Raw genomic sequence first — 23,187 nt, 5'->3', positions numbered from 1 at the left:
CCCGCTCTCGGCGGATCGAAGATCCGCCTGCCGCGTCAGCGCAAACCAAAGGTTTGCGCGTGAGCTTCGCAGGGGGAGGAGCTTTTCCCCTCCCCTGCGCAGCGGGGGAGGGGTCAGGGGTGGGGGCACGTGTGGCAAGCACTCCCCCATGCTGATTCTCGGTCTCACCGGCTCCATCGGCATGGGCAAGAGCACCGCCGCCCGCATGCTCAAGTCCATGGGCGTCCCGGTTTGCGACTCCGACGCCCTCGTCCACCGCCTGACCGGCCGGGGCGGCGCCGCGGTGGCCGCTATCGACGCCGTCTTTCCCGGCGTGATCAAGGACGGCGCCGTCGACCGCCGTGCCCTCGGCGCCGCGGTGTTCGGCAACCCCCCCGCTCTCAAGGCGCTGGAGGCCATCCTGCACCCGCGCGTCCAGGACGCGCAGCGCGCTTTCCTCCGGCAGGCGGCCATGCGCGGCGTCCGCGTCGCCTGCCTGGACATCCCCCTGCTCTTCGAGACCCATGGCGAGCGCCGTGTCGACCGCGTCATCGTCGTCACGGCTCCCTCGGCCGTGCAGAAAGCGCGCGTGCTGGCGCGGCCGGGCATGACGCCGGAGAAGTTCGCGGGTATCCTCGCCCGCCAGACACCCGACGCGGAGAAGCGCCGGCGCGCCGATTTCGTCGTGAACACCGGCGACGGCCGCCTAGCCACGCGAAGGGCTCTGCGAGAAATAATTGCCAAAGCGAAACGGATTCCCGGGCGGCATTGGCCGCCGCGCGGCTTCCACCCCGGAGACAGCACCCATGGCTGAGAGCGTGCGCGAGATCGTCCTCGACACCGAGACCACCGGCTTCAAGCCCGAAGAGGGTCACCGCCTCGTGGAAATCGGCTGCATCGAGCTGATCAACCACGTGGCCACCGGCGGCAAGTTCCACGTCTACATCAACCCGATGCGCCCGGTCCCGCCCGAGGCCAGCGCCGTGCACGGCCTGACCGACGAGTTCCTCGCCGACAAGCCGCTGTTCACCGAGGTGGTCGGCGAGTTCCTGGAGTTCATCGGCGAGTCGCCGCTGGTCATCCACAACGCCGCGTTCGACATGGCCTTCCTGAACGCCGAGCTGAAGTGGGCCGGCTTCCCGGCGCTGAAGAACACGGCCGTAGACACGCTGATGATGGTGCGCCAGCGCTTTCCCGGCTCGCCGGCGACGCTGGACGCGCTCTGCAAGCGCTTCAACATCGACAATTCCAGCCGCACCTTCCACGGCGCGCTGCTCGACTCCCAGCTGCTGGGTGAGGTCTATCTGGAGCTGATGGGCGGCCGGCAGGCCGGCCTCGCGCTGGCCGGCGGTCCTGCGGCGAAGGGCGGCGGCCCGGTGATCAGCATCGATCGGCCCTACCGCGAGCCGCGCGTCTTCCAGCCGAGCGAGGCTGAACTGGCGGCGCATGCGGAGATGGTCGGCAAGATCAAGAACGCGATCTGGGCGGAGGAGTAACCGCCCGTATTGCCCCCTTCCCACCCTCCCCCGCTTCGCAGGGGGAGGAGCTTTCCCCTCCCCTGCGAAGCGGGGGAGGGGTCAGGGGTGGGGGCAAGTGTTCACGGGATCAACACCGTCGACCCCGTCGTCTGCCGTCCTTCCAGCGCCCGGTGCGCTTGCTCGGCGTCCCGCAGCGGATAGGTCTGCCGCACGTCGATCTTGACTCCGCCCGCGTGCACCACGTCGAACAGGTCGGCGGCGCTCGACATCAAATCGTCCCGCTTGTTGACGTAGGTGAACAGCGTCGGCCGCGTCACGTACAGCGAGCCCTTGGCCGCCAGCACGCCCAGGTCCAGCGGTGCCGGCGGTCCCGACGCCGCCCCGAACAGCACCATCAGGCCGCGCGGCCGCAGGCAATCCAGGCTGGCCATGAAGGTCGTCTTGCCGACGCCGTCGTAGACCACCGGAACCCCCTGCCCGCCGGTGATCTCCTTGACCCGCACCGGGAAGTCCTCGCGGCTGTAGACGATCGGGTGGTCGCAGCCGTACGCGCGGGCCAGTTCGGCCTTCTCGTCGGTGCTGACCGTGCCGATCACCGTGGCGCCCAGGTGCTTCGCCCACTGGCAGAGGATCAGCCCGACCGCACCGGCCGCGGCCTGCACCAGGATGGTATCGCCCGGCTGAACCCGGTAGGTGGAGCGCAGCAGGTACTGCGCCGTCATCCCCTGCAGCATCATGCCGGCGGCCTGCTCCTCGCCGATCCAGCTCGGCAGCGGCACCAGCCGCTCGGACGACATGACGCGCGCCTGGGTGTAGGCGCCGCCGGCGGTCGGGGCATAGGCGACGCGGTCGCCCACCTTCAGCGCGGTGACCTTCGGCCCCACAGCCTCGACCACGCCGGCCGCCGCGGCGCCGATGATGGCGGGCAGCTGCGGCATCTTGTAGGCGCCGGTGCGGTGATAGGTGTCGATGTAGTTCAGCCCCACCGCGGTCTGGCGCAGCCGGACCTCGCCCGGACCCGGATCCCCGACCTCCACCTCGTCCCAGCGCAACGCCTCCGGCCCGCCGTACTCATGGATGCGGATGGCATGGACCATGCGGATTTCCCCCTTCTCTCTCGGTCGTTGTTGGGTATTACGGATGCACCAGGCTCATGCGCCGTTCGTGGCCGAGCAGCCACGCCTTGGTCTCCACCCCGCCGAAGCCGGAATAGCCGCCCGGCGCCCCGCCCCCGCCAACCACCCGGTGGCAAGGGATAAGGATCGGCAACGGGTTGCGCCCGCAGGCCCCGCCGACCGCCCGCGCCGCCGAGCCCAGCTCGCGCGCCATCGCGCCGTAGGTTAGGGTCTGGCCGTAAGGGATGCGGGACATCAGTTCCCACACCCGCTGCTGGAACGCGGTGCCGGCCGGCCGCATCGGCAGGTCGAAGTTGGCGCGCTTTCCGGCGAAGTAGTCGGCGAGCTGCCGCGCGGCCTCGTCCAGAACCGGGTCGCCACCCTCGGCCGGCCCGTCGCGCCAGTCCAGGGAGGTCAGCGCGCCGCCGGCGCTGGTGAGGGTCAGGGGCCCGAGCGGGCTGGGAACGGTCAGGCTGGGCATGGGATCAGCGCTCCAGAAGCTGGGCCAACGCCTGCGGCTCGGTGACCGGCGGCGAGCAGGTCATGCCGGCGCAGACATAGGCGGTGCCGCGATCGCCGACCGCGCCCTTGCCGTGCGCCGGATGTCCGGCCGGCAGCTCCGCCTGCGGCGGCACCACCGTCAGCACCCGGTTCGGCAGCGAGCGCTCCAGCACCACGCGCTTCAGCGCGTGGGTCTCGGCCGGGTCGCCGACCAGCACCACCTGCAGAGGATCGTGCAACAGCTCGGTGTTGTTCAGCAAGGTGGCGAGCGGGAAGAAGTTGCGCGTCACCTCGCCGGAGAAGGCGTTGACCAGCGCCTGGGCCCGTTCCCGGTACGCCGCCTCCCCGGTCGCCAGGTGCAGGCGCGCCAGCACGCCGACCAGCGTGCCGTTGCCGCTGGGCGTGGCCGAGTCGTAAGCGGTCTTGGTGCGCAGGATCAGGTCGCCGGCGTCGTCCGCGGTGAAGAAATAGCCGCCCGCCGCACGGTCCCAGTAATGCCTGTCCACCATCTCCACCCAGGCCCGCGCCTGCGCCAGCGCGTCGGCGTCGCCGGTCGCCTCATGCAGCGCCAGGGCAGCCCGCGCCATGTTGGCGTAGTCGTCCAATGTCGCCGCGTGCTTCAACTGCCCGGTGCGGAAGCTGTGCCCCAGCCGCCCGTCCACCGTCATGCGCTCGCGCACGAAGGCGTAGGCGCGCTGCGCGGCGGCGATCCAGGCGGGTTCCTCGAACACGCTGCCCGCGTTGGCCAGCGCCGCGATCATCAGGCCGTTCCAGTCGGCCAGCACCTTGTCGTCCCAGCCCGGCCGCACGCGGCCCTTGCGGGCCTCGAACAGCACGTGACGCAGGCGGGCCAGTTCGGTCTCGGTCTCCAGGCCGGCGGATTCAATGGTGTGCAGGCGGTTGAGGATGGTGGCGCCCTCGAAGTTGCCGCGCGCCGTCACCCCGTACCATGTCTTGAAGAGGGTCGCGTCGGCACCCAGCAGGTCATCGATCTCCGCCTCGTGCCAGACGTAGAACCTGCCCTCCTCGCCTTCGCTGTCGGCGTCGAGCGTGCTGGCGAAGCCGCCGCCCTCCGCCACCATCTCGCGCAGCACCCAGGTGGCGGTCTCGCGCACGCGGGCGGCGAACAACGGTTCGCGCGTCTCCTGCCAGGCCAGCGTAGCCAAGTCGATCAGCTGGGCGTTGTCATAGAGCATCTTCTCGAAGTGCGGCACCAGCCACGCCTCGTCCACCGAGTAGCGGGCGAAGCCGCCGCCGAGATGGTCGTAGATGCCGCCCTGGCTCATGTGCGCCAGCGTGGTCATCACCGCCTCGCGGTAGGGCGGGCGGCCGGTGCGCTTCCAGGCCCGCCACAGCAGCTCGAAGACCGACACCTGCGGGAATTTCGGCGCCCCGCCGAAGCCGCCGTGCGCCGGGTCGATCTCGCGCGCCAGTCGCTCGGCGATCTGGTCGAGGAGCGCCGGTTCGACCCCCTCCCCCGGCCGGTTCTGGCCGAGCTGGGCGAGCGCGTCCTTCAGCGCCGTGACGTTGCCCCGGATCTTCGCCGGATCGCGGCGGTAGACGTTTTCCACCCCCCGCAGCACCTCTTCGAACCCCGGCCGGCCGTAGCGTGCGGCGGGCGGGAAGTAGGTGCCGCCCCAGAACGGCTCGCCGCCGGGCGTCAGGAACATGGTCAGCGGCCAGCCGCCCTGCTGGCCCAGCAGCGCCAGGGCGTTCTGGTAGATGTGGTCGACGTCCGGCCGCTCCTCCCGGTCGACCTTCACGGTGACGAACAGCTCGTTCATCACCGCGGCGATGGCCGGGTTCTCGAAGCTCTCGTGCGCCATCACGTGGCACCAGTGGCAGGCGGCGTAGCCGACAGACAGCAGGATCGGCTTGTCCTCCGCGTGCGCGCGGGCGAAGGCGTCCGGCCCCCAGGCCATCCAGTGGACGGGATTGTCCTTGTGCTGCAGCAGGTACGGGCTGGTCTCGCGGTCCAGCAGATTGGCGGACATCGTGCGCCTTCCGGTCTTGTTCCAGCACTAAGGATGGCACGGAGGTGGCGTTGCGCCAGGGCTTCCTATCTGTATAGTGGGACTTGACCCAGGAAAGAGGACGGAGTCGATGAAGATCACCATCGATGTGGACTGCACGCCGGAGGAGGCGCGGACGTTCCTGGGCCTGCCGGACGTGAAGCCCATGCAGGACGTGCTGATGCGCGAGGTGCAGGACCGCACGCTCGCCGGGCTGCACGCGATGGACCCGGAAACCGCGCTGAAGACGTGGCTGCCCGCGGGCATCCAGGGCTTCGAGCAGATACAGAAGATTTTCTGGACGCAGATGGCCTCGGCCATGGGCGCCGGAGGAGACGGAAAGAAGTGACCGATCCAAAACTCTATTTTGAAGCCCACGTTTTCGCCTGCACCAACCGCCGCCCCGACGGACACAAGCGCGGCAGCTGCGCCGAGCGGGGATCCGAAAAGCTCCGGGAGTACATGAAGGCCCGCTCCAAGGAACTGGGGCTGGAGCCGCGCATCCGCATCAATTCCGCCGGCTGCCTGGACCGCTGCGAGCTGGGCCCGACCCTCGTCATCTATCCCGAGGGCGTGTGGTACACGATCCACTCCCCCGCCGACATCGACGAGATCCTGCAGACCCACCTCGTCGAGGGCCGCCGGGTCGAGCGCCTGATGCTCCAGCCCGACCAGAAGGAGCTGCGGTCCGAGCAGCGGGGCTGAGGTGACTGCCACCACCATATTCGCCACCACCATTTTTGCCTTGGCCACCGCCCCCGGCCGCGCCGGTGTGGCGGTGGTTCGCGTTTCGGGGTCGGAAACGGCTTCGGCGCTCAAGGCGTTGGCTGGAAACGATCTGCCCCGGCCGCGCTTCGCCGGGCTGCGTGCCCTGCGCGACCCGCGCACCGGCGAGGCGCTGGACGACGCCCTGGTGCTGTGGTTCCCCGCCCCGCGCAGCTTCACCGGTGAGGATGTCGGCGAGCTGCACCTGCACGGTGGCCGCGCCGTGGTGGCCGGTGTCATCGAGGCGCTGGGTGCCCTGCCCGGCCTGCGCGTCGCCGAGCCCGGCGAGTTCACCCGCCGCGCCTTCGAGAACGGCAAGCTCGACCTCACCGCGGCCGAGGGGCTCGCCGATCTGGTGGACGCCGAGACGAGCGCGCAACGCCGCCAGGCGCTCCGCCAGATGGAGGGCGCGCTCGGCCGCCTCTACGAGGGATGGCGGGACCGCCTCACCCGCGCCCTGGCGCACATCGAGGCCGACATCGACTTCTCCGACGAGGACCTGCCGGTGGGGGTTGCCGACGCGGTGCGCCCGGTGCTGGAAGCCCTGGTCACCGGGATCGACGCCCATCTCGCCGACGGCCGCCGCGGCGAGCGTCTGCGCGAGGGGCTGCACATCGCCATCGTCGGCGCGCCGAACGCCGGCAAATCGAGCCTGCTGAACGCGCTGGCGCGGCGCGAGGCGGCCATCGTCTCGGCCCGGGCCGGCACCACCCGCGACGTCATCGAGGTGCACCTGGACCTCGGTGGCTTCCCGGTGGTGCTGGCCGATACCGCCGGTCTGCGCGAGGCTGGCGACGAGATCGAGGAGGAAGGCATCCGCCGCGCCCTCGACCGCGCCGCCAAGGCCGACGTGAAGATCGCGGTGTTCGACGCGACGGCTCCGCTTGACGCCGCGACCCGTGCCCTGATCGACGCCGATACGGTGGTGGTGTTGAACAAGACCGACCTCGCCCCGGCTGCGATCGACGTTGACGGCGTTCTGGCCCTCCCCGTTTCGGCGCGCACCGGCGTCGGTCTGCAGGAGTTGGAGGAACGTTTGGCAGCGTTTAGCGCCGACCGCATGGCTGGCACCGGCGCCCCCGCCCTGACCCGCGCGCGTCATCGCGCTGCGCTGGAGGAATGCCGCGACGCCCTCGCCCGTGCGCTTATCGCGCCGCTGCCGGAACTCGCGGCGGAGGACGTTCGGCTGGCGAGCCGGGCGCTCGGTCGCATCACCGGACGGGTCGACGTGGAGGATCTGCTGGATGTGATCTTCCGCGACTTCTGCATCGGCAAGTGATGTTTCACGTGAAACACTGACGGGGAGAGCGGTGGGGGCTTTACCTCCCGCCCTCACTTCCCCTATGGTCCCGCGCATGCGGACATTCGATGTCATAGTTGTTGGCGGCGGCCACGCGGGTTGCGAAGCCGCGGCGGCGGCGGCGCGTATGGGCGCGCGCACGCTGCTGCTTACCCACAAGATCGAAACCATCGGCGAGATGTCGTGCAACCCGGCCATCGGCGGGTTGGCGAAGGGACACCTCGTGCGCGAGATCGACGCGCTCGACGGCGTCATGGCGCGCGCCATCGACGCGGGCGGCATCCAGTTCCGCATCCTGAACCGCTCCAAGGGCCCGGCTGTCCGCGGCCCGCGCGCTCAGGCCGACCGCAAACTGTACCGGCAGGCCATGCAGGCGATCCTGACGGCGCAGCAGAACCTAGCCATCGAGGCCGGCGGCGCCGAGGACCTCACGGTCGACGTCGACCAACGCGTTACCGGCGTGGTAACCGGCGCCGGCGAGACGATCCGGGCCGGCGCGGTGGTGCTGACCACCGGCACCTTCCTGCGCGGCCTGATCCACATCGGCGAGGAGACCATCCCCGCCGGCCGCGTCGGCGAGGCGCCGGCGCTCGGGCTGTCCGACACGCTCGCCAGGCTTGGCTTCCCGCTCGGCCGGCTGAAGACCGGGACACCGCCGCGGCTCGACGGCAAAACCATCGACTGGGCCGCGCTGGAGAAGCAGCCGGGCGACCTTCCGCCCCCGCCCTTCTCCTACCTGACCGACCGCATCGACACGCCGCAGGTTGACTGCGCCATCACCTGGACGACACCGGAGGCGCACGACCTCATCCGGGCAAACCTGCACCGGGCGCCGATGTACTCGGGGCAGATCCAGAGCACCGGACCGCGCTATTGCCCATCCATCGAGGACAAGGTGGTGCGCTTCGCCGACAAGGATCGGCACCAGATTTTCCTGGAGCCGGAGGGGCTGGACGACAACACCGTCTACCCGAACGGCATCTCCACCTCCCTACCCCGCGACGTGCAGCTCGGCGTCCTGAGGAGCATGCCGGGTCTGGAGCGCACCGTGATGCTGCGCCCCGGCTACGCCATCGAGTACGATTTCATCGATCCGCGCGAACTGAAGTCGACACTCGAGACCAAACGCGCGCCGGGCCTGTTCTTCGCCGGCCAGATCAACGGCACCACCGGCTACGAGGAAGCGGCGGCGCAAGGGCTGATGGCCGGCGTCAACGCGGCGCTGGCGGCGAGCGGCTCCGCGGAGACGTTCGTTCTCGACCGCGCCGACGCCTACATCGGCGTGCTGATCGACGACCTCATCACCCGCGGCACCAACGAGCCGTACCGCATGTTCACCTCGCGCGCCGAATACCGGCTGCTGCTGCGCGCCGACAACGCCGACCAGCGACTGACACCGAAGGGGTTGGCCATCGGTTGCGTCGGCTCGGTTCGCCGTGACGCGTTCGGCGCCAAGGAGACGGCGCTTGTCGCCGCGCGTACTCTGGTGCGCTCACTGCAGGCGACTCCGGCGGAACTGGTGCGGTTGGGCATCGCGGTGAACCAGGACGGCGTGCGCCGCTCCGCCGCCGACCTGCTGCGCTATCCGGATATTGACCTGCCGTCCCTCACCCGCGTGTGGCCGGAGTTGAGCGAGATAGCCGGCGACGTCGCCGAACAGCTGGAGATCGACGGCAAATACGCCGGCTACCTCGATCGGCAGGAGGCCGACATCCGCGCCTTCCGCAAGGATGAGGCGCTCACCCTGCCCGACGACCTGGACGTCGATGCGGTGGGCAGCCTGTCCACCGAGATCCGCACCAAGCTGCGGCAAGTCCGTCCGGCGACGCTGGGCGCTGCGGCGCGCATCCCCGGCATGACTCCCGCGGCGCTGGTTGCGCTGCTGCGGCACGTGAAGCGCCGCGACGCGAAGGTGGCGTGATGGTGCGTTTGGACGCAGAGGGCTTCCGGAAGGCCACCGGTGTTTCACGTGAAACACTGGAGCGTTTGACGGTCTACGAGGCGCTGCTGCGCAAGTGGCAGAAGACGATCAACCTCGTCGGACCGAAGACGTTGGACGACGCCTGGAGCCGGCACTTCCTCGACTCCGCGCAGCTTTATCCGCTGTTGCCCGAGTCGACCAAGGTGCTGGTCGATCTTGGCAGCGGCGCCGGTTTTCCAGGGCTGGTGCTGGCGATCCTGGGCGTGCCGGAGGTGCACCTGATCGAGAGCGACGTGCGCAAGGGCGCCTTTCTGCGCGAGGCGGCGCGGGCCACCGGCGCCGCGGTGACCGTGCATTCCAAGCGGATCGAGGCGGTGCAAGGCCTCCAGGCCGACGTGCTGACCGCCCGCGCGCTGGCGCCGCTGGCGGACCTGCTGGACTGGGGTGCGCGCTTCCTCACAGCGGATGGTGTGGCGCTGTTCCTCAAGGGCCAAAATGTGGAGGACGAATTGACGGACTCCACCAAATATTGGAAGATGCGCACCGAACGCTTCGACAGCGTCACCGACCCTTCCGGTTCCATCCTGCGCCTGAGTGGCATCGTCCGTGTCTAAGTCCACGATCCACCCCTTTCCCCGAAAACAGGCTCACGAGGCTGCAATGACCTCCGCGCGTGTCATCGCCATCGCCAACCAGAAGGGCGGCGTCGGCAAGACGACGACCGCCATCAATCTGGCCACGGCGCTCGCCGCCATCGGCAAGCGCGTCCTGGTGATCGATCTCGATCCCCAGGGCAACGCGTCGACCGGCCTGGGGATTCCCCGCGCCAAGCGCAGCGTCGGTATCTACGACGTGCTGTTCGACGGTGTGGCGCTCGACAAGGCGGCCATCGAGTCGAACGTGCCGAACCTGTGGATCGTCACCTCCTCGGTCGAGCTGTCGGGCGCGGAGATCGAGCTGGTCGGTGCCGCGCAGCGCGAGTTCCGGCTGCGCGAGGCGGTGGCCGCCAGCGCGCTCGACTACGACTTCGTGCTGATCGACTGCCCGCCGGCGCTTGGCCTGCTGACGCTGAACGCGCTGGTGGCGTCGAACGCCGTCATGGTGCCGCTGCAGTGCGAGTTCTATGCCCTGGAGGGTCTCAGCCATCTGGTGCGCACCATCGAGCGGGTGAAGCGCACCTTCAACCCGAACCTGGACATCCACGGCGTCGTCCTGACCATGTTCGACAAGCGCAACAACCTCTCCGACATGGTCGCCGCCGACGTGCGCGGCTTCTTCGGCGAGAAGGTCTTTGAGACGGTGATCCCGCGCAACGTCAAGGTCTCCGAGGCGCCGTCGCACGGCAAGCCGGTGCTGATCTACGACATGCGCTGCCCCGGCGCGCAGGCCTACATCAACCTGGCCGGCGAAGTGCTGCGCCGTGAGAAGAGGCTGGCCGCCTGATGTCCGAGGGCAAGCGCAGCAGCCTGGGCCGCGGCCTCTCCGCCCTGTTCGGCGAGGACACCGACGACTACGCCGCCGTCGACAAGGTGCGGCTGTCCAAGATGGTGCCGATCGAGTACCTGCAGCCCGGTCGCTACCAGCCGCGCCGCCGCTTCGACGAGGAAGCCATCAAGGGCCTTGTCGAGTCGGTGCGCGAGAAGGGCGTGCTGCAGCCGCTGCTGGTCCGTCGGGTGCCGGGCGGTGCCGTCAACCAGTTCGAGATCATCGCCGGCGAGCGCCGCTGGCGCGCCGCGCAGCTGGCCGGCGTGCCCGAGGTGCCGGTGGTCGTGCGCGAGCTGGACGACCGCGAGGCGCTGGAGATCGCGCTCATCGAGAACATCCAGCGCGCCGATCTGACGCCGCTGGAAGAGGCGGAGGGCTACCGCCGCCTGATGGACGAGTTCGAGCACACCCAGGAAGACCTCGCCAAGGTCATCGGCAAGAGCCGCAGCCACGTCGCCAACATGTTGCGCCTGCTGGCTCTGCCCGATCCGGTCAAGACCATGGTCAACGACGGCCGGCTGACCGCCGGCCACGCCCGCGCGCTGCTGACCGTCGAGAACCCGGAACTGATGGCGCACGAGGTCGTAAAGCGCGGTCTCAACGTCCGCCAGACCGAGGACCTCGTCCGCAAGGACGAGGCGCCGGCCAAGGGCAGCGGGGCCAAGCGCGGCGACGGGCCGGCCAAGGATATCGACCTGCAGAACCTGGAGGACGAGATCTCCGCCAGCATCGGGCTGAAGGTCTCGATCACGCCGCAGGGCAAGCGCGGTATGGTCACCATCCACTACCAGACGCTCGACCAGCTCGACGACGTGCTGCGGCGGCTCGGCCGGGGCGAGTGAGGTGAGCGCCGAGGCGGTTCACGCGGGCCAAGCGGTCTACAGTGGCCTCGTGCTGCGGCTGCTGTACGACGGCGTGGTGCTGGGCGTCTCCAACCCGCTGATCTGGAAGTGTCCGACGGGGCGGTTGCTGGCGCTTTACGACGCCAACGTCTCGGGCAACCACCTGGACGTCGGCGTGGGGACCGGGTGGTTCCTCGATCACTGCCGCTTCCCCTCCCCGGCTCCCCGGCTGGCGCTGATGGATCTCAACCCGAACTGCCTGGAGCACGCGTCGGGGCGTGTCGCGCGCTACGCGCCGGAGGCCCATCGGCGCAACGTGCTGGAGCCGATCCCGTTCGACGGGCCGCGCTTCGACTCGGTGGGGCTGTGCTACCTGCTGCACTGCCTGCCCGGCTCGATGGCGGAGAAGGCGGTGGTGTTTGACCACCTGCGGCCGCTGATGAACGACGGCGCGGTGCTGTTCGGGGCAACGCTGGTGCAGGGCTCGGCGCCACGCTCGGCGATGGCGCGGCGGCTGATGGCCGCTTACAACCGTAAGGGCATCTTTTGCAATCAGGAGGATACGGTCGAGGCGCTGGATGCGGCGCTGGCGGCGCGGTTCACCGCGCATTCGGTCGAGCTGGTGGGCTGCGCGGCGCTGTTCCGGGCTATGGCGTGACCGTGAAGCCGGTGGTGTGGACGAAGAAGCTGCCGAAGTCGGTCTCCACCTCCACCTGGATCGGGATGGTGCGGCCATTGACCGGCAGGAACCAGATGGTGGCGGACCGCTCCTGCCCTTCCACGAAGAAGCGGTTCGGGCGGTCCTTGTCGGCCTGGAAGCCGGCGATCGGCTTTAGCGACACCACGCAACGCTTCGCCAGGCCGGAGGCCATGCGGCGTTTGGAGGGCTCCAGCATCTCGGTGCCGGCGGGTTTCGCGGTGATGTCGTAGCGGCGGCGGCCGTCGTAGACCGGGTAGGTGCCGGTGCAGGCGGCCGGGCCGCCGGCGGTGACCACCACGCCAATGCCGGCGCTGAGCGGGTCGACGCTGCCACGGCGGACAGCCTCGGGCACCAGGGACGCCTTTTCCGGGTTCATCGGCGGCTCGGTGTGCACCGACACGCTGCCGCCGCCGTAATTCAGCGCTGTCACCTCGCGCTTGGAGCGCAGATTGCGCTCGCCGCGGAAGCGCGCGGGGGCGACGGAGGGGTTGGACACTGTGCCGGCGGCCTCCGCGTCGTAGCGGAAGCGGGTGACCATGTTGAACCAGGAGGCGTTGGCCGACTCCAGCTTGGCGTCGTATTGCCTGCCGCCGTCGATCGCCAGCCGCAGCCCGCCGGTGGCCAGCGGCAGGCCACCGCCGTAGGCCTCGAACGTGAGCTGCCACGTTTCGGCGTGCGCCGATCCGGCGAGCGCGCCGAGAACGGCGATGAAGGCCGCCTGCAAACGTCCGAGCATGCCCTTCCCCTACCCCGCGCCAGCCTGTCCGGTATAGATCGCGCGTCGGAGGGCCGTTGCCAAGACCCCGCCTGTCGCCGCGCCCCTATCGCCGCGCCAGCGATGCCAGCTGGAACAGCACGCGGGCGCAGATGGTCTGGTCGGGCATGTTGGTGCGCTTGCAGTCGGCCTCGGCGTCGACCAGACGCTCCAGCGCGGCGCGCACCAGGTTGGGCGTCCAGCGCCGGGCCTGGTTGACCAGGCGCGGGCGCAGCTTGAAGAACACCGGCGGGCGCACCGCGTCGACCGCCGTCTCCGGCGACTTGCCGGCTGCGACCTGCGAGCCGATCAGCTGCAGGCGCTGGAAGTGGCGCTGGGTGGCGCGCAGGATCGGTACCGGGCTCATGCCCTCGGCGAACAGGCGGGCGAGCGCGCGATCGAGCGCGGCGAAATCGCCGTCGGCGGCGGCCCACACCGGCTCATCCATGTCGAGCGCGGCGGAGTCGCCGACGCTGGCCTGGGCGTGTTCCAGCGTTACGCGCTTTTCCGTACCCATGTAGACGGCCAGCTTCTCGATCTCGCCACGCGCGACGAGGCGGTCGCCGACGAGGTTGCCGGCCAGGAAAGTCAGCGCGTCGACATCGGCCGACAGGCCCTGCGCGGAGAGCAGGTCGGCGATGACGCGGCCGAGCGACGCCTCCTCCTCCACGTAGCAGGGGATGGCGGCGCCGGCGTCGGCGCCCTCGAACAGGGCGCGCAGGCGCGAGCGGTTCGACAGGTCGCCGGCCTCGGCCACCACCAGGCTGTCGCCGGGCGGCGGGTCCTTGAGGAAGGCGGTGAAGGCGGTGGTGGTCACGTCCTCGGCGTCGCGCACGCGGATCAGGCGCCGCCCACCGGTCAGCGCCATCGCCGCAGCCTCGTCGGCGAGCCGGGCCGGGTCGTCGACCAGCGCTTTGCCGAGGAAATCGGCGACGCGGAACGGGTCGTTGAGATCGGGGCAGACGGTCCTGCCGAGCGTGTCGGCGCGGTCGCGCACCAGACCGGCGTCGGGGCCGTAGAGAAGCACCGCCCGGACCTTCGGGTCGGGGTGCTTCAGGAACGCGTCGATGGCCTTGCCTTGGAGCTTCATGGGGCGGGGCGCCTGCTGGAAGTGCCGACGGCCGCGGCCGAGGCAACATCGACACGGATTACACGGATTGGCGGCACGGATTACACGGATTTTTTCATGCCTGCGGCGCTCCGCCGGCTACCGTCGGGCACGGACGAAGAGATCCGTGAAATCCCGCGCCTCGATCCGTGCAATCCGTGTGAACGCTTGCCCCCGACGCCACGGCCCAGGGGGAAAAGCGTCACTGCCCCTTCGACAGGTACATGGCCACGCGGGCGGTGATCTCGTCGGAGATTTCGGTTAGGCCGCGGGTGTAGGCGTAGTCGAGCGTCACCAGACCGGCGTAGCGCTCCTCCAGCACGTTGTATGGCACGAAGGAGCGGCTGGTGCCCTCGAAGAGGGTGCGGCCGGTGCTGTTCTCGATCAGGCGGAACGGCACGGTGATGATCAGCTGCGCGCGCTCGGCCGAGGCGTCCTGGCGCAGCGCCAGCTTCTGCTCGGTGGCGACGATCCGCGAATCCAGGCGGTACGGCGTCTGCACGCCGCGGTCGTTCTGGTGGAAACGGTCGATCAGCAGGTTGCGCAGGACCTGCCCCGGGCGGTCGGGGATGTTGGAGATCGCCACCGTCTCCAGCTTGTCGGCGGCCCCGCCGCCGGCGACGCCCTGGTCGCCGTACAGCGGGCGGAAGCCGCAGGCGGACAGCAGCGCCACGCATGCCAGCGCCGCGCCCGTCCGCAGCAGGTTCCGCTTAGACCACGACATTGATCACCCGATTCGGAACGACGATGACCTTGCGCACCGGCTTGCCCTCCAGCGCCTTCTGGACGTTGGCGTCGGCCAGCGCCCGCCTCTCCGCCTCGTCCTTGGCGACGTCGCGCGGCAGCTCCAGCGTGGCGCGCAGCTTGCCGTTCACCTGCACCGCCATGGTCACCACGTCGTCGGTGGCCAGCGCGGCGTCGGCCTCCGGCCAGGGCTGCTCGACCAGCGGCGTGGCGTGGCCCAGGTGCGCCCACAGCTCCTCGGCGAGGTGCGGCATCATCGGGGCGACCATGCGCACCAGCGCCTCGAAGCCCTCGCGCAGCACCCACGCCTCGCCGGCGCTCTTGCCGTCGAGCTCGGCGAGCGCGTTGGACAGCTCGCGCACGCGGGCGACCGCCTTGTTGAAGCGGAACTTGTCGAGGTCCTCGCCGACGCCGGCGACCGTCTTGTGGATCAGGCGGCGCGCACCCTGCGCCTTGTCGGACAGCTCGGCCGGAGCCGGCGAGCCGGCGGCCGGCAGCGCCACCGGCGCCTCGGTGATCATGCGCCACAGGCGGTTGATGTAGCGCCACGCGCCGTCGATGCCGGCCTCGGTCCACTCCAGGTCGCGCTCGGGCGGGCTGTCGGACAGCATAAACAGGCGGGCGGCATCGGCGCCGTAGGTGTCGATGATGTTCGCCGGGTCGACGACGTTCTTCTTCGACTTCGACATCTTCTCGACGCGGCCGACCGCCACCGGGCCGCCGTCGGCGGCGACCAGTTCACCCTTGTCGTTCCTGACGATGTCGGCCGGCGACAGCCAGGCGCCGTTGGCGTCCTTGTAGGTCTCGTGGTTGACCATGCCCTGGGTGAACAGGCCGGCGAACGGCTCCGCCACGTCCAGGTAGCCGCACTGGGTCAGCGCCCGCGTCCAGAAGCGCGAATAGAGCAGATGCAGCACCGCGTGCTCGATGCCGCCGATGTACTGGTCGACCGGCAGCCAGTAGTCGACCGCCTTGCGCTCGAACGCGGCGTCGGCGGTGTGCGGCGAGCAGAAGCGGGCGAAGTACCAGCTCGACTCGATGAAGGTGTCGAAGGTGTCGGTCTCGCGCAGCGCCGGCTTGCCGCAGGTCGGGCAGGCCGTGTGCTTCCAGGTCGGGTGGTGGTCCAGCGGGTTGCCGGGCTTGTCGAAGGTGACGTCCTCCGGCAGCACGACGGGCAGCTGGTCGTCCGGCACCGGCACGATGCCGTGCTCCGGGCAGTGGATGACCGGGATCGGGCAGCCCCAGTAGCGCTGGCGCGACACGCCCCAGTCGCGCAGGCGGTACTGCGTGGTGCGCTCGCCCTGCCCCGCCGACTCCATCCGCTTGCCGATCTCCTGCTTGGCCGACTCGACGTCGAGGCCGTCCAGGAAGCGGGAGTTCTTCAGCACGCCGGGGCCGGTGTAGGCCTCGGTCCCGACCGCGAAGGCCGCGGGATCAGCGTCCGCCGGGATGACCACCGGCGTGACCGGCAGATCGTACTTGCGGGCGAAGTCGAGGTCGCGCTGGTCGTGCGCCGGGCAGCCGAAGATGGCGCCGGTGCCGTACTCCATCAGCACGAAGTTCGCCACGTAGACCGGCAGCGTCCAGGCGGGGTCGAAGGGGTGGACGACCCGCAGGCCGGTGTCGAAGCCCTTCTTCTCCGCGGTCTCGATCGCCTCCTCGCTGGTGCCCAGGCGGTTGCACTCGGCGATGAACTCGGCCAGGGCCGGGTTGTTCGCGGCAAGCTCGGAAGCCAGCGGGTGGTTGGCGGAGATGGCGGCGAAGGAGGCGCCGAACAGCGTGTCCGGGCGGGTGGTGAAGACCTCCAGCTTATCGTCGCGGCCCTGAACGTCGAAGCGGAAGCGCACGCCGGTGGACTTGCCGATCCAGTTCTCCTGCATCAGGCGCACGCGCTCGGGCCAGCGGTCCAGCGACTCGAGGCCCTTCAGCAGCTCGTCGGCATAGGCGGTGATCTTGAGGAACCACTGCGACAGCTTGCGCTTCTCGACCAGCGCGCCGGTGCGCCAGCCGCGGCCGTCGATCACCTGCTCGTTGGCCAGCACGGTGTTGTCGACCGGATCCCAGTTGACCCACGACTCCTTGCGGTAGGCGAGGCCCGCCTTCATGAAGTCGAGGAACATCTTCTGCTCGTGGCGATAGTACTCCACGTCGCAGGTGGCGACCTCGCGGCTCCAGTCGATGGACAGGCCCATGGTCTTCAGCTGACCGCGCATGGTGGCGATGTTCTCGCGCGTCCACTTGGCGGGGTGGGTCTTCTTCTCCAGCGCGGCGTTCTCGGCCGGCAGGCCGAAGGCGTCCCAGCCCATCGGGTGCAGGACGTTGAAGCCCTTGGCGCGCTTGAAGCGCGCGATCACGTCGCCGATCGTGTAGTTGCGCACGTGGCCCATGTGAATGCGCCCCGAGGGATAGGGGAACATCTCCAGCACGTAGTACTTGGGCCGGCCGGCGTCCTCGGCCGCGGTGAAGCAGGACCGCCGCTCCCACTCCGCCTGCCACCTGGCCTCGGTCTCTTTTACGTTGTAGCGCGACATGAAAAAGGCTGTCCGTTCGGGTCTGGGTGCTTAGGTCGGTCGTCTGGACGCGTTACTTGGCGGCCTGCTGGGCGACGCGGAGCTGACGGGCGCGGGTCAGGATCGCGTCCTCGAGCTGGCCGGCGGTCTCCTGCGAAACGGCGGTGTCGCGCCAGTCGCTGCCGGCGCGGGCCTGCTTGAACACCGACACGCGCACGCCGTCGGCGCGCAGCTGGCGGTCGAGGATGTAGAGGTTGACCTTGAAGCGCTCGTTCGGCGCGTCCGGCGGGGTGTACCAGTCGGTCAGGATCACGCCGCCGAACGGGTCGGCCGAGGCGATCGGCAGGAAGGCCAGGGTGTCCAGCGAGGCGCGCCACAGATAGCTGTTGACGCCAAGCCCGTTGGGGTCGCCGGCGTCGGCGGCGCCCTTGCGCTTGTTGCCGCCGAACAGGTTGAGGCCGCCGTCGGTGCCGAGCAGGCTGCCGAACTTGTACTCGTCCTTCCTCATCTGATCCATGGTGGTGTTGTCGTTCTGGCCGCCCCAGCTGGAGCAGCCGGCCAGGACCAGCGAGCCGAGGACGAGAGGAGCGGCAATGGCGATACGGATACGGCGCATGGCTGAGCTTTACATCGCGGCAGTGGGGGCGCGCGCCAAAAGGGCGCGGCGGACGCCGCTGAAAAGACCATAAAACCGTCCGCGGGCGCAACAGGCGTTACACAAGACGGAGGGCGTGCGCGCCGCCCTACTCCTTTATAAAAGCGAAAATCGCCGCGGTGCACTGTGTGGTGCGAGCGCCACACTGTCCCATCAATGCAGCAAAGACGGCACGTTTCGGCTTGCTGCCGCCGGCCGGTGTGCGTACCACAGTCTCAGCAGGGACGAAGAACCCGGCTGAACAATTTGCTGCCAGGATGGAGGCAACACTATGAATCGGTATCTGCTGGCGGGCTGCGCCGCCGTTGCTCTGGCGATGGGAAGCGGCGCTGCCAATGCCCAGGCCAAGTTCGAGGTGAAGGTTGGCGGCGACGCCTACTTCGAGTGGGGTTGGACCGACCAGGATCTGGATTCGGGTCTCCGTTCGACCGAGGCGCGCAATCGCTTCCGTTTCAACCTGATCCCGTCGGCCAAGGCTGACAACGGTCTCGAGTACGGTGCGCGCATCCGCGTCCGCGCCGAGGCCACGGCCACCAGCAACGCCTCGCGCAACACCGGCTACGACAAGGCCTACGTGTTCGCCCAGGGCGGCTTCGGTCAGGTCCGCCTCGGTCTCGACGCCACCACCCAGGACGACACCATCGTGTCGCGCCCGATCGACTACCTGCCGTTCGGCCTGTTCAGCCAGGCGGAAGCCTTCATGGGCGGCGGTCAGACCGGCGGCATCACCGGCCCGTTCGTCGGCGCCAACATCACCGGCGGCCAGCTCAACACCATCGTCGGCCAGAACCAGACGTGGCCGACCTTCGGCGACGCCAGCACCCGCATTAAGTACTTCTCGCCGCGTATCGCCGGCTTCCAGCTGGGCGCCAGCTACACGCCGCGCAACGACGACAGCGGTAACGGGATCAACCGCAGCAAGCTGGGCGCGACCGGGACCGCGGCCAACTCGCAGGTCCAGGGCAGCTTCCAGGATCTGTGGGAAGCCAACGTCAACTACGACAACACCTTCGGCGGCGTGAAGCTGAAGGGCCAGGCCGCCTACTACGGCGGCGAGGCGTCGGACGTCACCGGTGCGAACTTCAAGGATCTGAGCGCCTGGATGGTTGGCGCCCAGGTCGGCTACGCCGGCTTCACCCTCGGCGGCAGCATCACCGACTTCGGCAAGTCGGGCCTGAACAAGGGCGCCACCGCCCTGCGCTGGACCGGTGTCAACGCCGCGGTTGTCGATCGCAGCGGCGCCGTCGTCTATCAGCTGGGCGCCCAGTACACCGCTGGCCCGATCGTGGTCGGCGCCGGCTGGATGCGCGGTCAGGACTCCGGTGACATCACCATCGCCGGCAAGCGCAAGCTTGACGTTTACGAGATCGGCGCCGCCTACACCGTGGCCCCGGGCTTCGGCGTCGGCATCCGCTACGACTACTTCAAGGCGGACAGCGATCGTCCGAACACCACTCTGGGCGGCAGCCCGGACGACAAGGGTTCGATCGTCATCCTGCACTCCACCCTGGCTTTCTAATCCAAAGTCAGAGTGCGGAAACGAGGGCGGCAGCTTCGGCTGCCGCCCTTTTTCTTTGCCTCAAGAATGGGCAAAATGCCCTTTGTTGCGGCATAGAAAGCGCTATTTTTGAGGCCATGCTGAATTATACAATAAATTCAATAGCTTATCTGTGTGTCTGAACTGCAACGCTGTTTCATGTGTGCACCGTGAGCGTGTCATTGCCCCTTGCATGCTTCCCTTGCACGGGATTAACTCCTTTCAGCAACGACATCGCTCGGCCGTCATAGGCCATCCGTTGAAGGATTGACCCATCATGAAGCGTTCTCTCGTCCTTGCCTGTGCCGCCGTCGCGCTGGCCGCCGGGACCGGCAGCGCCGCCGCGCAGGCCCAGTTCGACCTCACCATCGGTGGCGACGCCTACTTCCAGGGCGGCTTCGTCGATCAGAAGGGCGACACGGGCCTGCGTTCGTTCGAAGCGCGCAACCGCTTCCGCTTCACCCTGACGCCGTCGGCGAAGGCCGACAACGGCCTCGAGTACGGCGCGCGCCTGCGCGTCCGCGCCGACCAGACGGCCACCAGCAACGGCGCCCGCAACACCAGCAGCGACCGCGCCTACATCTTCGCCAAGGGCGGCTTCGGCACCGTGCAGGCCGGCACGATCAACGGCCTGTCGGACGAGTACGGCTTCATCGGCCCGAACCTCGAGGGCATCGCCGGCGGCGCCGACAACGGCACGCTGGACTTCCTGACCGGTTCGGCCATCTACGACTCGGGCGTCGCCAGCCGCGCCACCAACTTCCGCAACCTGCACAGCGGCGACATCGCGACCCGCGTCATCTACCTGACGCCGCAGTTCGCCGGCTTCCAGGGCGGCATCGCCTACGCGCCGCGCAACGACAACAACAACAACTCGATCAGCCGCAGCAAGTACGTGTCGGCCGGCACCTACCAGAACAGCTTCCACGACGTGGTCGAGCTGGGCGGCATCTACAGCCGCGAGATCGGTGCCGTGACGCTCGAGGCCTCGGCCTACTACGAGTTCGGCGAGGCTGCCAAGGCCTCGGCCACCGGCGCGAGCTACAAGGACCTGTCGTCCTACAACCTCGCCGCCAACGTCGGCTTCGCCGGCTTCAAGGTCGGCGGCATGTACCGCAACGCCGGCAAGAGCGGCTACCAGTCGGGCGTCACCACCAGCGGTGCGGACAACCAGGAGACCTGGATCGTCGGCGCCAACTACACGCTGGGCCCGGTCATCCTGGCCGTCAACTACCAGAGCTACAAGGACGCCGGCGCCGTCGTGTCGGACCGCCTGAACTCCAAGCTGGACCTGTACCAGGCCGGCGTGACCTACACCGTGGCCCCGGGCCTGACGGCCGGTCTGGAGTACAGCTACTTCAAGGCCAAGGACAACGACCTCGTTGCCCCGGACCGCAACGACAAGGGCAGCATCCTCATGCTGGACACCCGCCTCGCGTTCTGATCGCGGCGCGGATCCTATCGACGGACGGCGGCGGGGCGACCCGCCGCCGTTTCCGTTTGCGCCTACTTCTTGGTCGGCGGAGTCTTGCCGGCGCTCGCGTCGCAGAGCAGCAGCAGCGTGGCGTCGCCGGTCGGCGACCACAGCATGATCAGCTTCTTCGCCTTGCTCTCGGCGGTGAAGACCACCGTTTCGGGGTCCGGGATGGCGCGGACCTTGCGCTCGACCAGCTTGTAGCCGGCCTGCACGAACGCCTGCATGGTCGAGTCGAAGACCTTGTTGGCGTGCTGCTGGCGCTCGCTCAAGTCGGTTTCGTTGTATTCCCAGCCGAAGCTCTCGATGGTGCCGCAACTCTGCGACAGATCCTTGGCCACCCGCTTCATGGCGTCGGCGTAGGTGCCGTCGTCGTCCAGCAGCTGGGCCGGCTCGCCGAAGAAGACCTTCGCGGTGGGCGAGCCCTTGGCCATGCGGACCTGTTGCTTGCCGGCCGGCGGGGCCTGCGTCTGGGGCTGGGCCTGCTGCTGGGCGTGTGCGTGCGGCGCGGCGGCCAGCGCCAGCGGCGCGGCCACGAGTGCGGTGTACATCCAACCACGCATCCGGTGACTCCTCGGAGGCTTGCGTTTCGTTGAGGGGTCCGTTACCACGCCGCGCCCGCCGGTGTATACATCGCGCGGACCATCCGGGAGCCTTGACCCATGACCGACTCCGTTGCATCCCGCCTGAACGAGGTGCGCCGCACCATCGCCGAGTCCTGCGCCGCCGCCGGCCGCGACTCGGGATTCGTCACGCTGGTCGCCGTTTCCAAGACGCACGGCCCTGAAGCGGTGGCCGAGGCGATCGCCGCCGGCCAGCGCGTGTTCGGCGAGAACCGCGTGCAGGAGGCCAAGGCCAAGTTCCCGGACCTCAGGGCGGTGCACCCGGACCTCGAACTGCACCTGATCGGCCCCTTGCAGACCAACAAGGTGAAAGACGCGGTGGCGTTGTTCGACGTCATCGAGACGGTGGACCGCCCGAAGCTGGCCGAGGCGCTGGCGGCCGAGATGGCGAAGACCGGCCGCCGGCCGCGTTGCCTGATCGAGGTGAACACCGGCGAGGAGCCGCAGAAGGCCGGCATCCTGCCCGCCGACGTCGCCGCCTTCGTCGCCGTCTGCCGCGACGTGCACAAGCTGCCGGTCACCGGCCTGATGTGCATCCCGCCGGTGGACGAGGAACCGGCCATGCACTTCGCCCTGCTGGCCGAGATGGCGCGGCGCAACGGCCTGGCCGAGGTCAGCATGGGGATGAGCGGCGATTATCCAACCGCCATCCGCTTCGGCGCCACGCACGTGCGCGTCGGCACGGCGATCTTCGGGGCGCGTCCAAGCTTTACGGAGTAGGCTCGACCACCCGCAGCACGGTATCCGGCCCGCAGTCCTCCAGCAGGCGCAGCAGGTCGGGCAGCGGCAGCGCGACGCAGCCGGCGGTCGGCTCCCGGTCCGGGCGGGCGACGTGCAGGAACACCGCGCTGCCCAGCCCCGGCACGACGGGATCGTCGTTGTGGCCCAGCACGACGATGACGTCGTAGACGCCGTCCTCGCGCCACAGCGCCTCGTGGCTGGCCGGGTAGGGCGTCCTGACCGGGCGGTTGTAGGCGGGGTCGGCGGGCTCGTCGCACCAGCCGTCGTCCGGCGCGATGGGGCTGGCGGGCAGCGCGGTGGACGGCCGTTCCAGCCGGTCGGCGCGCCACAGCGCGCGGCGCAGCGGCCAAGCGCCGACGGGGGTGCCGCCGTCGCCCTCGCGCTTGTCGGCCTTGACGCCGCCGCGGCCCAGCACGCAACGAAAATCGCCGCCCGGCCACGTCAGGCGGCCGTCGGCGGTGACCGTGATCTCCATGCAGGCTCCGTCAGCGTCAGCCGGCCGTGCGGATGCTCGGCGGGGTGGGGTTCAGCGCCTTCTTGGCGGCCTCGTATTTCGCGAGGTTACGCATCATCACGTCGGAAATCATCTCCGGCGGCACCACGGTGGGCTGTTGGGCCGTCGGCTGCTGGGCCGGCGCGGCGGCGTTGGCGTTGGCGGCGCCGGCGGAGGTGATGGTGCCGGGGTTGAGGACGGGCGGGGCGGACGCCTGCAGCCGGCTCTTCTGCGCGATGGCGGCGGCGTTCTTGCTCTGCAGCGAGGTGGCCAGCATGGTGTCGCGCACCGGCATCTTGCTCGGCTTGTGGTCGCCGATCGGCGAGGCGGCCTTGTCGGCCGGCTTCGCCGACGCCGGCTGTACCGTGGATTGGGGGGCGGGCTGCGCGGCGGCCTGGGCGGCGGCGGCCTGGAGCGCGGGCGCGGCGGCCGGCGCGGCGCTGGGCGCCG

23 protein-coding genes and 1 pseudogene are annotated in these 23,187 nt (G+C 69.3%); 13 read left to right on the top strand and 11 right to left on the bottom strand.

Annotation, left to right across the window (positions count from 1 at the left end):
* The first annotated feature begins 148 nt into the window (after positions 1 to 148).
* Positions 149 to 793, top strand: a complete 645-nt coding sequence (gene coaE / locus TSO221_RS13930; protein ID WP_109119105.1) for a dephospho-CoA kinase — start codon at positions 149 to 151, stop codon at positions 791 to 793.
* A 4-nt stretch (positions 794 to 797) separates the two neighbouring features.
* Positions 798 to 1,475 (top strand): DNA polymerase III subunit epsilon, encoded by a 678-nt coding sequence (gene dnaQ / locus TSO221_RS13925; RefSeq protein WP_109119121.1) that lies wholly within the window; start codon positions 798 to 800, stop codon positions 1,473 to 1,475.
* 101 nt (positions 1,476 to 1,576) lie between these two features.
* Here the strand turns inward: dnaQ and TSO221_RS13920 are convergent, their stop codons facing one another.
* Genes TSO221_RS13920 through TSO221_RS13910 form a run of 3 tightly spaced genes read right to left on the bottom strand, consistent with a single transcriptional unit; the run spans position 1,577 to position 5,067 of the window.
* Entirely contained in the window at positions 1,577 to 2,554 is a 978-nt protein-coding gene (locus TSO221_RS13920; protein WP_109119104.1) for a quinone oxidoreductase, read from the bottom strand.
* Between the two features lie 37 nt (positions 2,555 to 2,591).
* On the bottom strand, positions 2,592 to 3,053 hold the full coding sequence (locus TSO221_RS13915) for a methylated-DNA--[protein]-cysteine S-methyltransferase (RefSeq protein ID WP_109119103.1): 462 nt from the start codon (positions 3,051 to 3,053) through the stop codon (positions 2,592 to 2,594).
* Between the two features lie 4 nt (positions 3,054 to 3,057).
* Positions 3,058 to 5,067, bottom strand: a complete 2,010-nt coding sequence (locus tag TSO221_RS13910; protein ID WP_109119102.1) for a thioredoxin domain-containing protein — start codon at positions 5,065 to 5,067, stop codon at positions 3,058 to 3,060.
* Between the two features lie 109 nt (positions 5,068 to 5,176).
* Here TSO221_RS13910 and TSO221_RS13905 point away from each other — a divergent pair, with 109 nt between their 5' ends.
* The 8 genes from TSO221_RS13905 (at position 5,177) to TSO221_RS13870 (ending at position 12,056) form a co-directional block, all read left to right on the top strand.
* Entirely contained in the window at positions 5,177 to 5,434 is a 258-nt protein-coding gene (locus tag TSO221_RS13905; protein ID WP_109119101.1) for a DUF6489 family protein, read from the top strand.
* Positions 5,431 to 5,790: a ferredoxin gene (locus TSO221_RS13900; RefSeq protein ID WP_109119100.1), complete on the top strand. Its 360-nt coding sequence runs from the start codon at positions 5,431 to 5,433 to the stop codon at positions 5,788 to 5,790. Before TSO221_RS13905 ends, TSO221_RS13900 begins: the two co-directional genes overlap by 4 nt.
* 16 nt (positions 5,791 to 5,806) lie before the next feature.
* On the top strand, positions 5,807 to 7,129 hold the full coding sequence (mnmE, locus tag TSO221_RS13895; protein WP_109119120.1) for a tRNA uridine-5-carboxymethylaminomethyl(34) synthesis GTPase MnmE: 1,323 nt from the start codon (positions 5,807 to 5,809) through the stop codon (positions 7,127 to 7,129).
* A gap of 76 nt (positions 7,130 to 7,205) precedes the next feature.
* Entirely contained in the window at positions 7,206 to 9,071 is a 1,866-nt protein-coding gene (gene mnmG / locus TSO221_RS13890) for a tRNA uridine-5-carboxymethylaminomethyl(34) synthesis enzyme MnmG (RefSeq protein WP_109119119.1), read from the top strand.
* Positions 9,071 to 9,685, top strand: a complete 615-nt coding sequence (gene rsmG, locus TSO221_RS13885) for a 16S rRNA (guanine(527)-N(7))-methyltransferase RsmG (RefSeq protein WP_109119099.1) — start codon at positions 9,071 to 9,073, stop codon at positions 9,683 to 9,685. Before mnmG ends, rsmG begins: the two co-directional genes overlap by 1 nt.
* A 46-nt stretch (positions 9,686 to 9,731) precedes the next feature.
* On the top strand, positions 9,732 to 10,514 hold the full coding sequence (locus TSO221_RS13880; RefSeq protein ID WP_109119098.1) for an AAA family ATPase: 783 nt from the start codon (positions 9,732 to 9,734) through the stop codon (positions 10,512 to 10,514).
* The gene (locus TSO221_RS13875) at positions 10,514 to 11,398 is read left to right on the top strand and encodes a ParB/RepB/Spo0J family partition protein (protein ID WP_109119097.1); all 885 of its coding nucleotides are present in this window, start codon (positions 10,514 to 10,516) and stop codon (positions 11,396 to 11,398) included. Before TSO221_RS13880 ends, TSO221_RS13875 begins: the two co-directional genes overlap by 1 nt.
* A gap of 1 nt (position 11,399) precedes the next feature.
* The gene (locus TSO221_RS13870) at positions 11,400 to 12,056 is read left to right on the top strand and encodes a class I SAM-dependent methyltransferase (RefSeq protein WP_109119096.1); all 657 of its coding nucleotides are present in this window, start codon (positions 11,400 to 11,402) and stop codon (positions 12,054 to 12,056) included.
* Here the strand turns inward: TSO221_RS13870 and TSO221_RS13865 are convergent.
* From TSO221_RS13865 to TSO221_RS13845, 5 genes are all read right to left on the bottom strand, one after another.
* Positions 12,046 to 12,834: a DUF3108 domain-containing protein gene (locus tag TSO221_RS13865; protein ID WP_109119095.1), complete on the bottom strand. Its 789-nt coding sequence runs from the start codon at positions 12,832 to 12,834 to the stop codon at positions 12,046 to 12,048. The genes TSO221_RS13870 and TSO221_RS13865 overlap by 11 nt on opposite strands.
* Before the next feature lie 85 nt (positions 12,835 to 12,919).
* Positions 12,920 to 13,942 carry a DNA polymerase III subunit delta gene (gene holA / locus TSO221_RS13860; RefSeq protein WP_109119094.1) on the bottom strand — a complete coding sequence of 341 codons (1,023 nt, stop codon included), beginning with the start codon at positions 13,940 to 13,942 and terminating at the stop codon, positions 12,920 to 12,922.
* A 220-nt stretch (positions 13,943 to 14,162) separates the two neighbouring features.
* Positions 14,163 to 14,684 (bottom strand): LPS assembly lipoprotein LptE, encoded by a 522-nt coding sequence (lptE, locus tag TSO221_RS13855; RefSeq protein ID WP_109119093.1) that lies wholly within the window; start codon positions 14,682 to 14,684, stop codon positions 14,163 to 14,165.
* A complete protein-coding gene (gene leuS / locus TSO221_RS13850) occupies positions 14,671 to 17,235 on the bottom strand; it encodes a leucine--tRNA ligase (RefSeq protein ID WP_109119092.1) in 2,565 nt (854 codons plus the stop codon). Before leuS ends, lptE begins: the two co-directional genes overlap by 14 nt.
* A 52-nt stretch (positions 17,236 to 17,287) precedes the next feature.
* Complete coding sequence (locus TSO221_RS13845; protein ID WP_109119091.1) at positions 17,288 to 17,830, bottom strand: DUF3576 domain-containing protein; 543 nt, start codon at positions 17,828 to 17,830, stop codon at positions 17,288 to 17,290.
* 310 nt (positions 17,831 to 18,140) lie between these two features.
* On the opposite strand from TSO221_RS13845, the gene TSO221_RS13840 reads away from it, so the two are divergent.
* Both TSO221_RS13840 and TSO221_RS13835 read left to right on the top strand, forming a co-directional pair.
* On the top strand, positions 18,141 to 19,388 hold the full coding sequence (locus tag TSO221_RS13840; RefSeq protein WP_109119090.1) for a porin: 1,248 nt from the start codon (positions 18,141 to 18,143) through the stop codon (positions 19,386 to 19,388).
* A 295-nt stretch (positions 19,389 to 19,683) separates the two neighbouring features.
* Complete coding sequence (locus TSO221_RS13835; RefSeq protein ID WP_109119089.1) at positions 19,684 to 20,850, top strand: porin; 1,167 nt, start codon at positions 19,684 to 19,686, stop codon at positions 20,848 to 20,850.
* Positions 20,851 to 20,912: 62 nt separating this feature from the next.
* Here the strand turns inward: TSO221_RS13835 and TSO221_RS13830 are convergent, their stop codons facing one another.
* Positions 20,913 to 21,431: a hypothetical protein gene (locus tag TSO221_RS13830; RefSeq protein ID WP_109119088.1), complete on the bottom strand. Its 519-nt coding sequence runs from the start codon at positions 21,429 to 21,431 to the stop codon at positions 20,913 to 20,915.
* A gap of 111 nt (positions 21,432 to 21,542) precedes the next feature.
* On the opposite strand from TSO221_RS13830, the gene TSO221_RS13825 reads away from it, so the two are divergent.
* The gene (locus tag TSO221_RS13825; protein WP_109119087.1) at positions 21,543 to 22,223 is read left to right on the top strand and encodes a YggS family pyridoxal phosphate-dependent enzyme; all 681 of its coding nucleotides are present in this window, start codon (positions 21,543 to 21,545) and stop codon (positions 22,221 to 22,223) included.
* Here the strand turns inward: TSO221_RS13825 and TSO221_RS13820 are convergent.
* Positions 22,213 to 22,719 carry a L,D-transpeptidase family protein gene (locus TSO221_RS13820; RefSeq protein ID WP_109119086.1) on the bottom strand — a complete coding sequence of 169 codons (507 nt, stop codon included), beginning with the start codon at positions 22,717 to 22,719 and terminating at the stop codon, positions 22,213 to 22,215. The two genes, TSO221_RS13825 and TSO221_RS13820, sit on opposite strands and share 11 nt — an antisense overlap.
* Positions 22,720 to 22,735: 16 nt before the next feature.
* A pseudogene (locus tag TSO221_RS35420) lies at positions 22,736 to 23,187 on the bottom strand (hypothetical protein); the annotation flags it as partial.

Source organism: Azospirillum sp. TSO22-1 (assembly GCF_003116015.1).
Classification (GTDB): Bacteria; Pseudomonadota; Alphaproteobacteria; order Azospirillales; family Azospirillaceae; genus Azospirillum.
This window is presented reverse-complemented; position numbering and strand designations above follow the sequence as displayed.

Excerpts from the sequence above, each read along its gene's own strand:
- coaE (WP_109119105.1), top strand. The coding sequence starts at position 149 with ATGCTGATTCTCGGTCTCACCGGCTCCATCGGCATGGGCAAGAGCACC.
- holA (WP_109119094.1), bottom strand. The coding sequence starts at position 13,942 with ATGAAGCTCCAAGGCAAGGCCATCGACGCGTTCCTGAAGCACCCCGAC.
- TSO221_RS13825 (WP_109119087.1), top strand. The coding sequence starts at position 21,543 with ATGACCGACTCCGTTGCATCCCGCCTGAACGAGGTGCGCCGCACCATC.
- TSO221_RS13875 (WP_109119097.1), top strand. The coding sequence starts at position 10,514 with ATGTCCGAGGGCAAGCGCAGCAGCCTGGGCCGCGGCCTCTCCGCCCTG.
- TSO221_RS13915 (WP_109119103.1), bottom strand. The coding sequence starts at position 3,053 with ATGCCCAGCCTGACCGTTCCCAGCCCGCTCGGGCCCCTGACCCTCACC.
- TSO221_RS13830 (WP_109119088.1), bottom strand. The coding sequence starts at position 21,431 with ATGTACACCGCACTCGTGGCCGCGCCGCTGGCGCTGGCCGCCGCGCCG.
- TSO221_RS13845 (WP_109119091.1), bottom strand. The coding sequence starts at position 17,830 with ATGCGCCGTATCCGTATCGCCATTGCCGCTCCTCTCGTCCTCGGCTCG.
- TSO221_RS13840 (WP_109119090.1), top strand. The coding sequence starts at position 18,141 with ATGAATCGGTATCTGCTGGCGGGCTGCGCCGCCGTTGCTCTGGCGATG.
- TSO221_RS13835 (WP_109119089.1), top strand. The coding sequence starts at position 19,684 with ATGAAGCGTTCTCTCGTCCTTGCCTGTGCCGCCGTCGCGCTGGCCGCC.
- TSO221_RS13865 (WP_109119095.1), bottom strand. The coding sequence starts at position 12,834 with ATGCTCGGACGTTTGCAGGCGGCCTTCATCGCCGTTCTCGGCGCGCTC.
- leuS (WP_109119092.1), bottom strand. The coding sequence starts at position 17,235 with ATGTCGCGCTACAACGTAAAAGAGACCGAGGCCAGGTGGCAGGCGGAG.
- rsmG (WP_109119099.1), top strand. The coding sequence starts at position 9,071 with ATGGTGCGTTTGGACGCAGAGGGCTTCCGGAAGGCCACCGGTGTTTCA.
- TSO221_RS13880 (WP_109119098.1), top strand. The coding sequence starts at position 9,732 with ATGACCTCCGCGCGTGTCATCGCCATCGCCAACCAGAAGGGCGGCGTC.
- TSO221_RS13820 (WP_109119086.1), bottom strand. The coding sequence starts at position 22,719 with ATGGAGATCACGGTCACCGCCGACGGCCGCCTGACGTGGCCGGGCGGC.
- TSO221_RS13910 (WP_109119102.1), bottom strand. The coding sequence starts at position 5,067 with ATGTCCGCCAATCTGCTGGACCGCGAGACCAGCCCGTACCTGCTGCAG.
- lptE (WP_109119093.1), bottom strand. The coding sequence starts at position 14,684 with ATGTCGTGGTCTAAGCGGAACCTGCTGCGGACGGGCGCGGCGCTGGCA.
- TSO221_RS13905 (WP_109119101.1), top strand. The coding sequence starts at position 5,177 with ATGAAGATCACCATCGATGTGGACTGCACGCCGGAGGAGGCGCGGACG.
- mnmG (WP_109119119.1), top strand. The coding sequence starts at position 7,206 with ATGCGGACATTCGATGTCATAGTTGTTGGCGGCGGCCACGCGGGTTGC.
- TSO221_RS13920 (WP_109119104.1), bottom strand. The coding sequence starts at position 2,554 with ATGGTCCATGCCATCCGCATCCATGAGTACGGCGGGCCGGAGGCGTTG.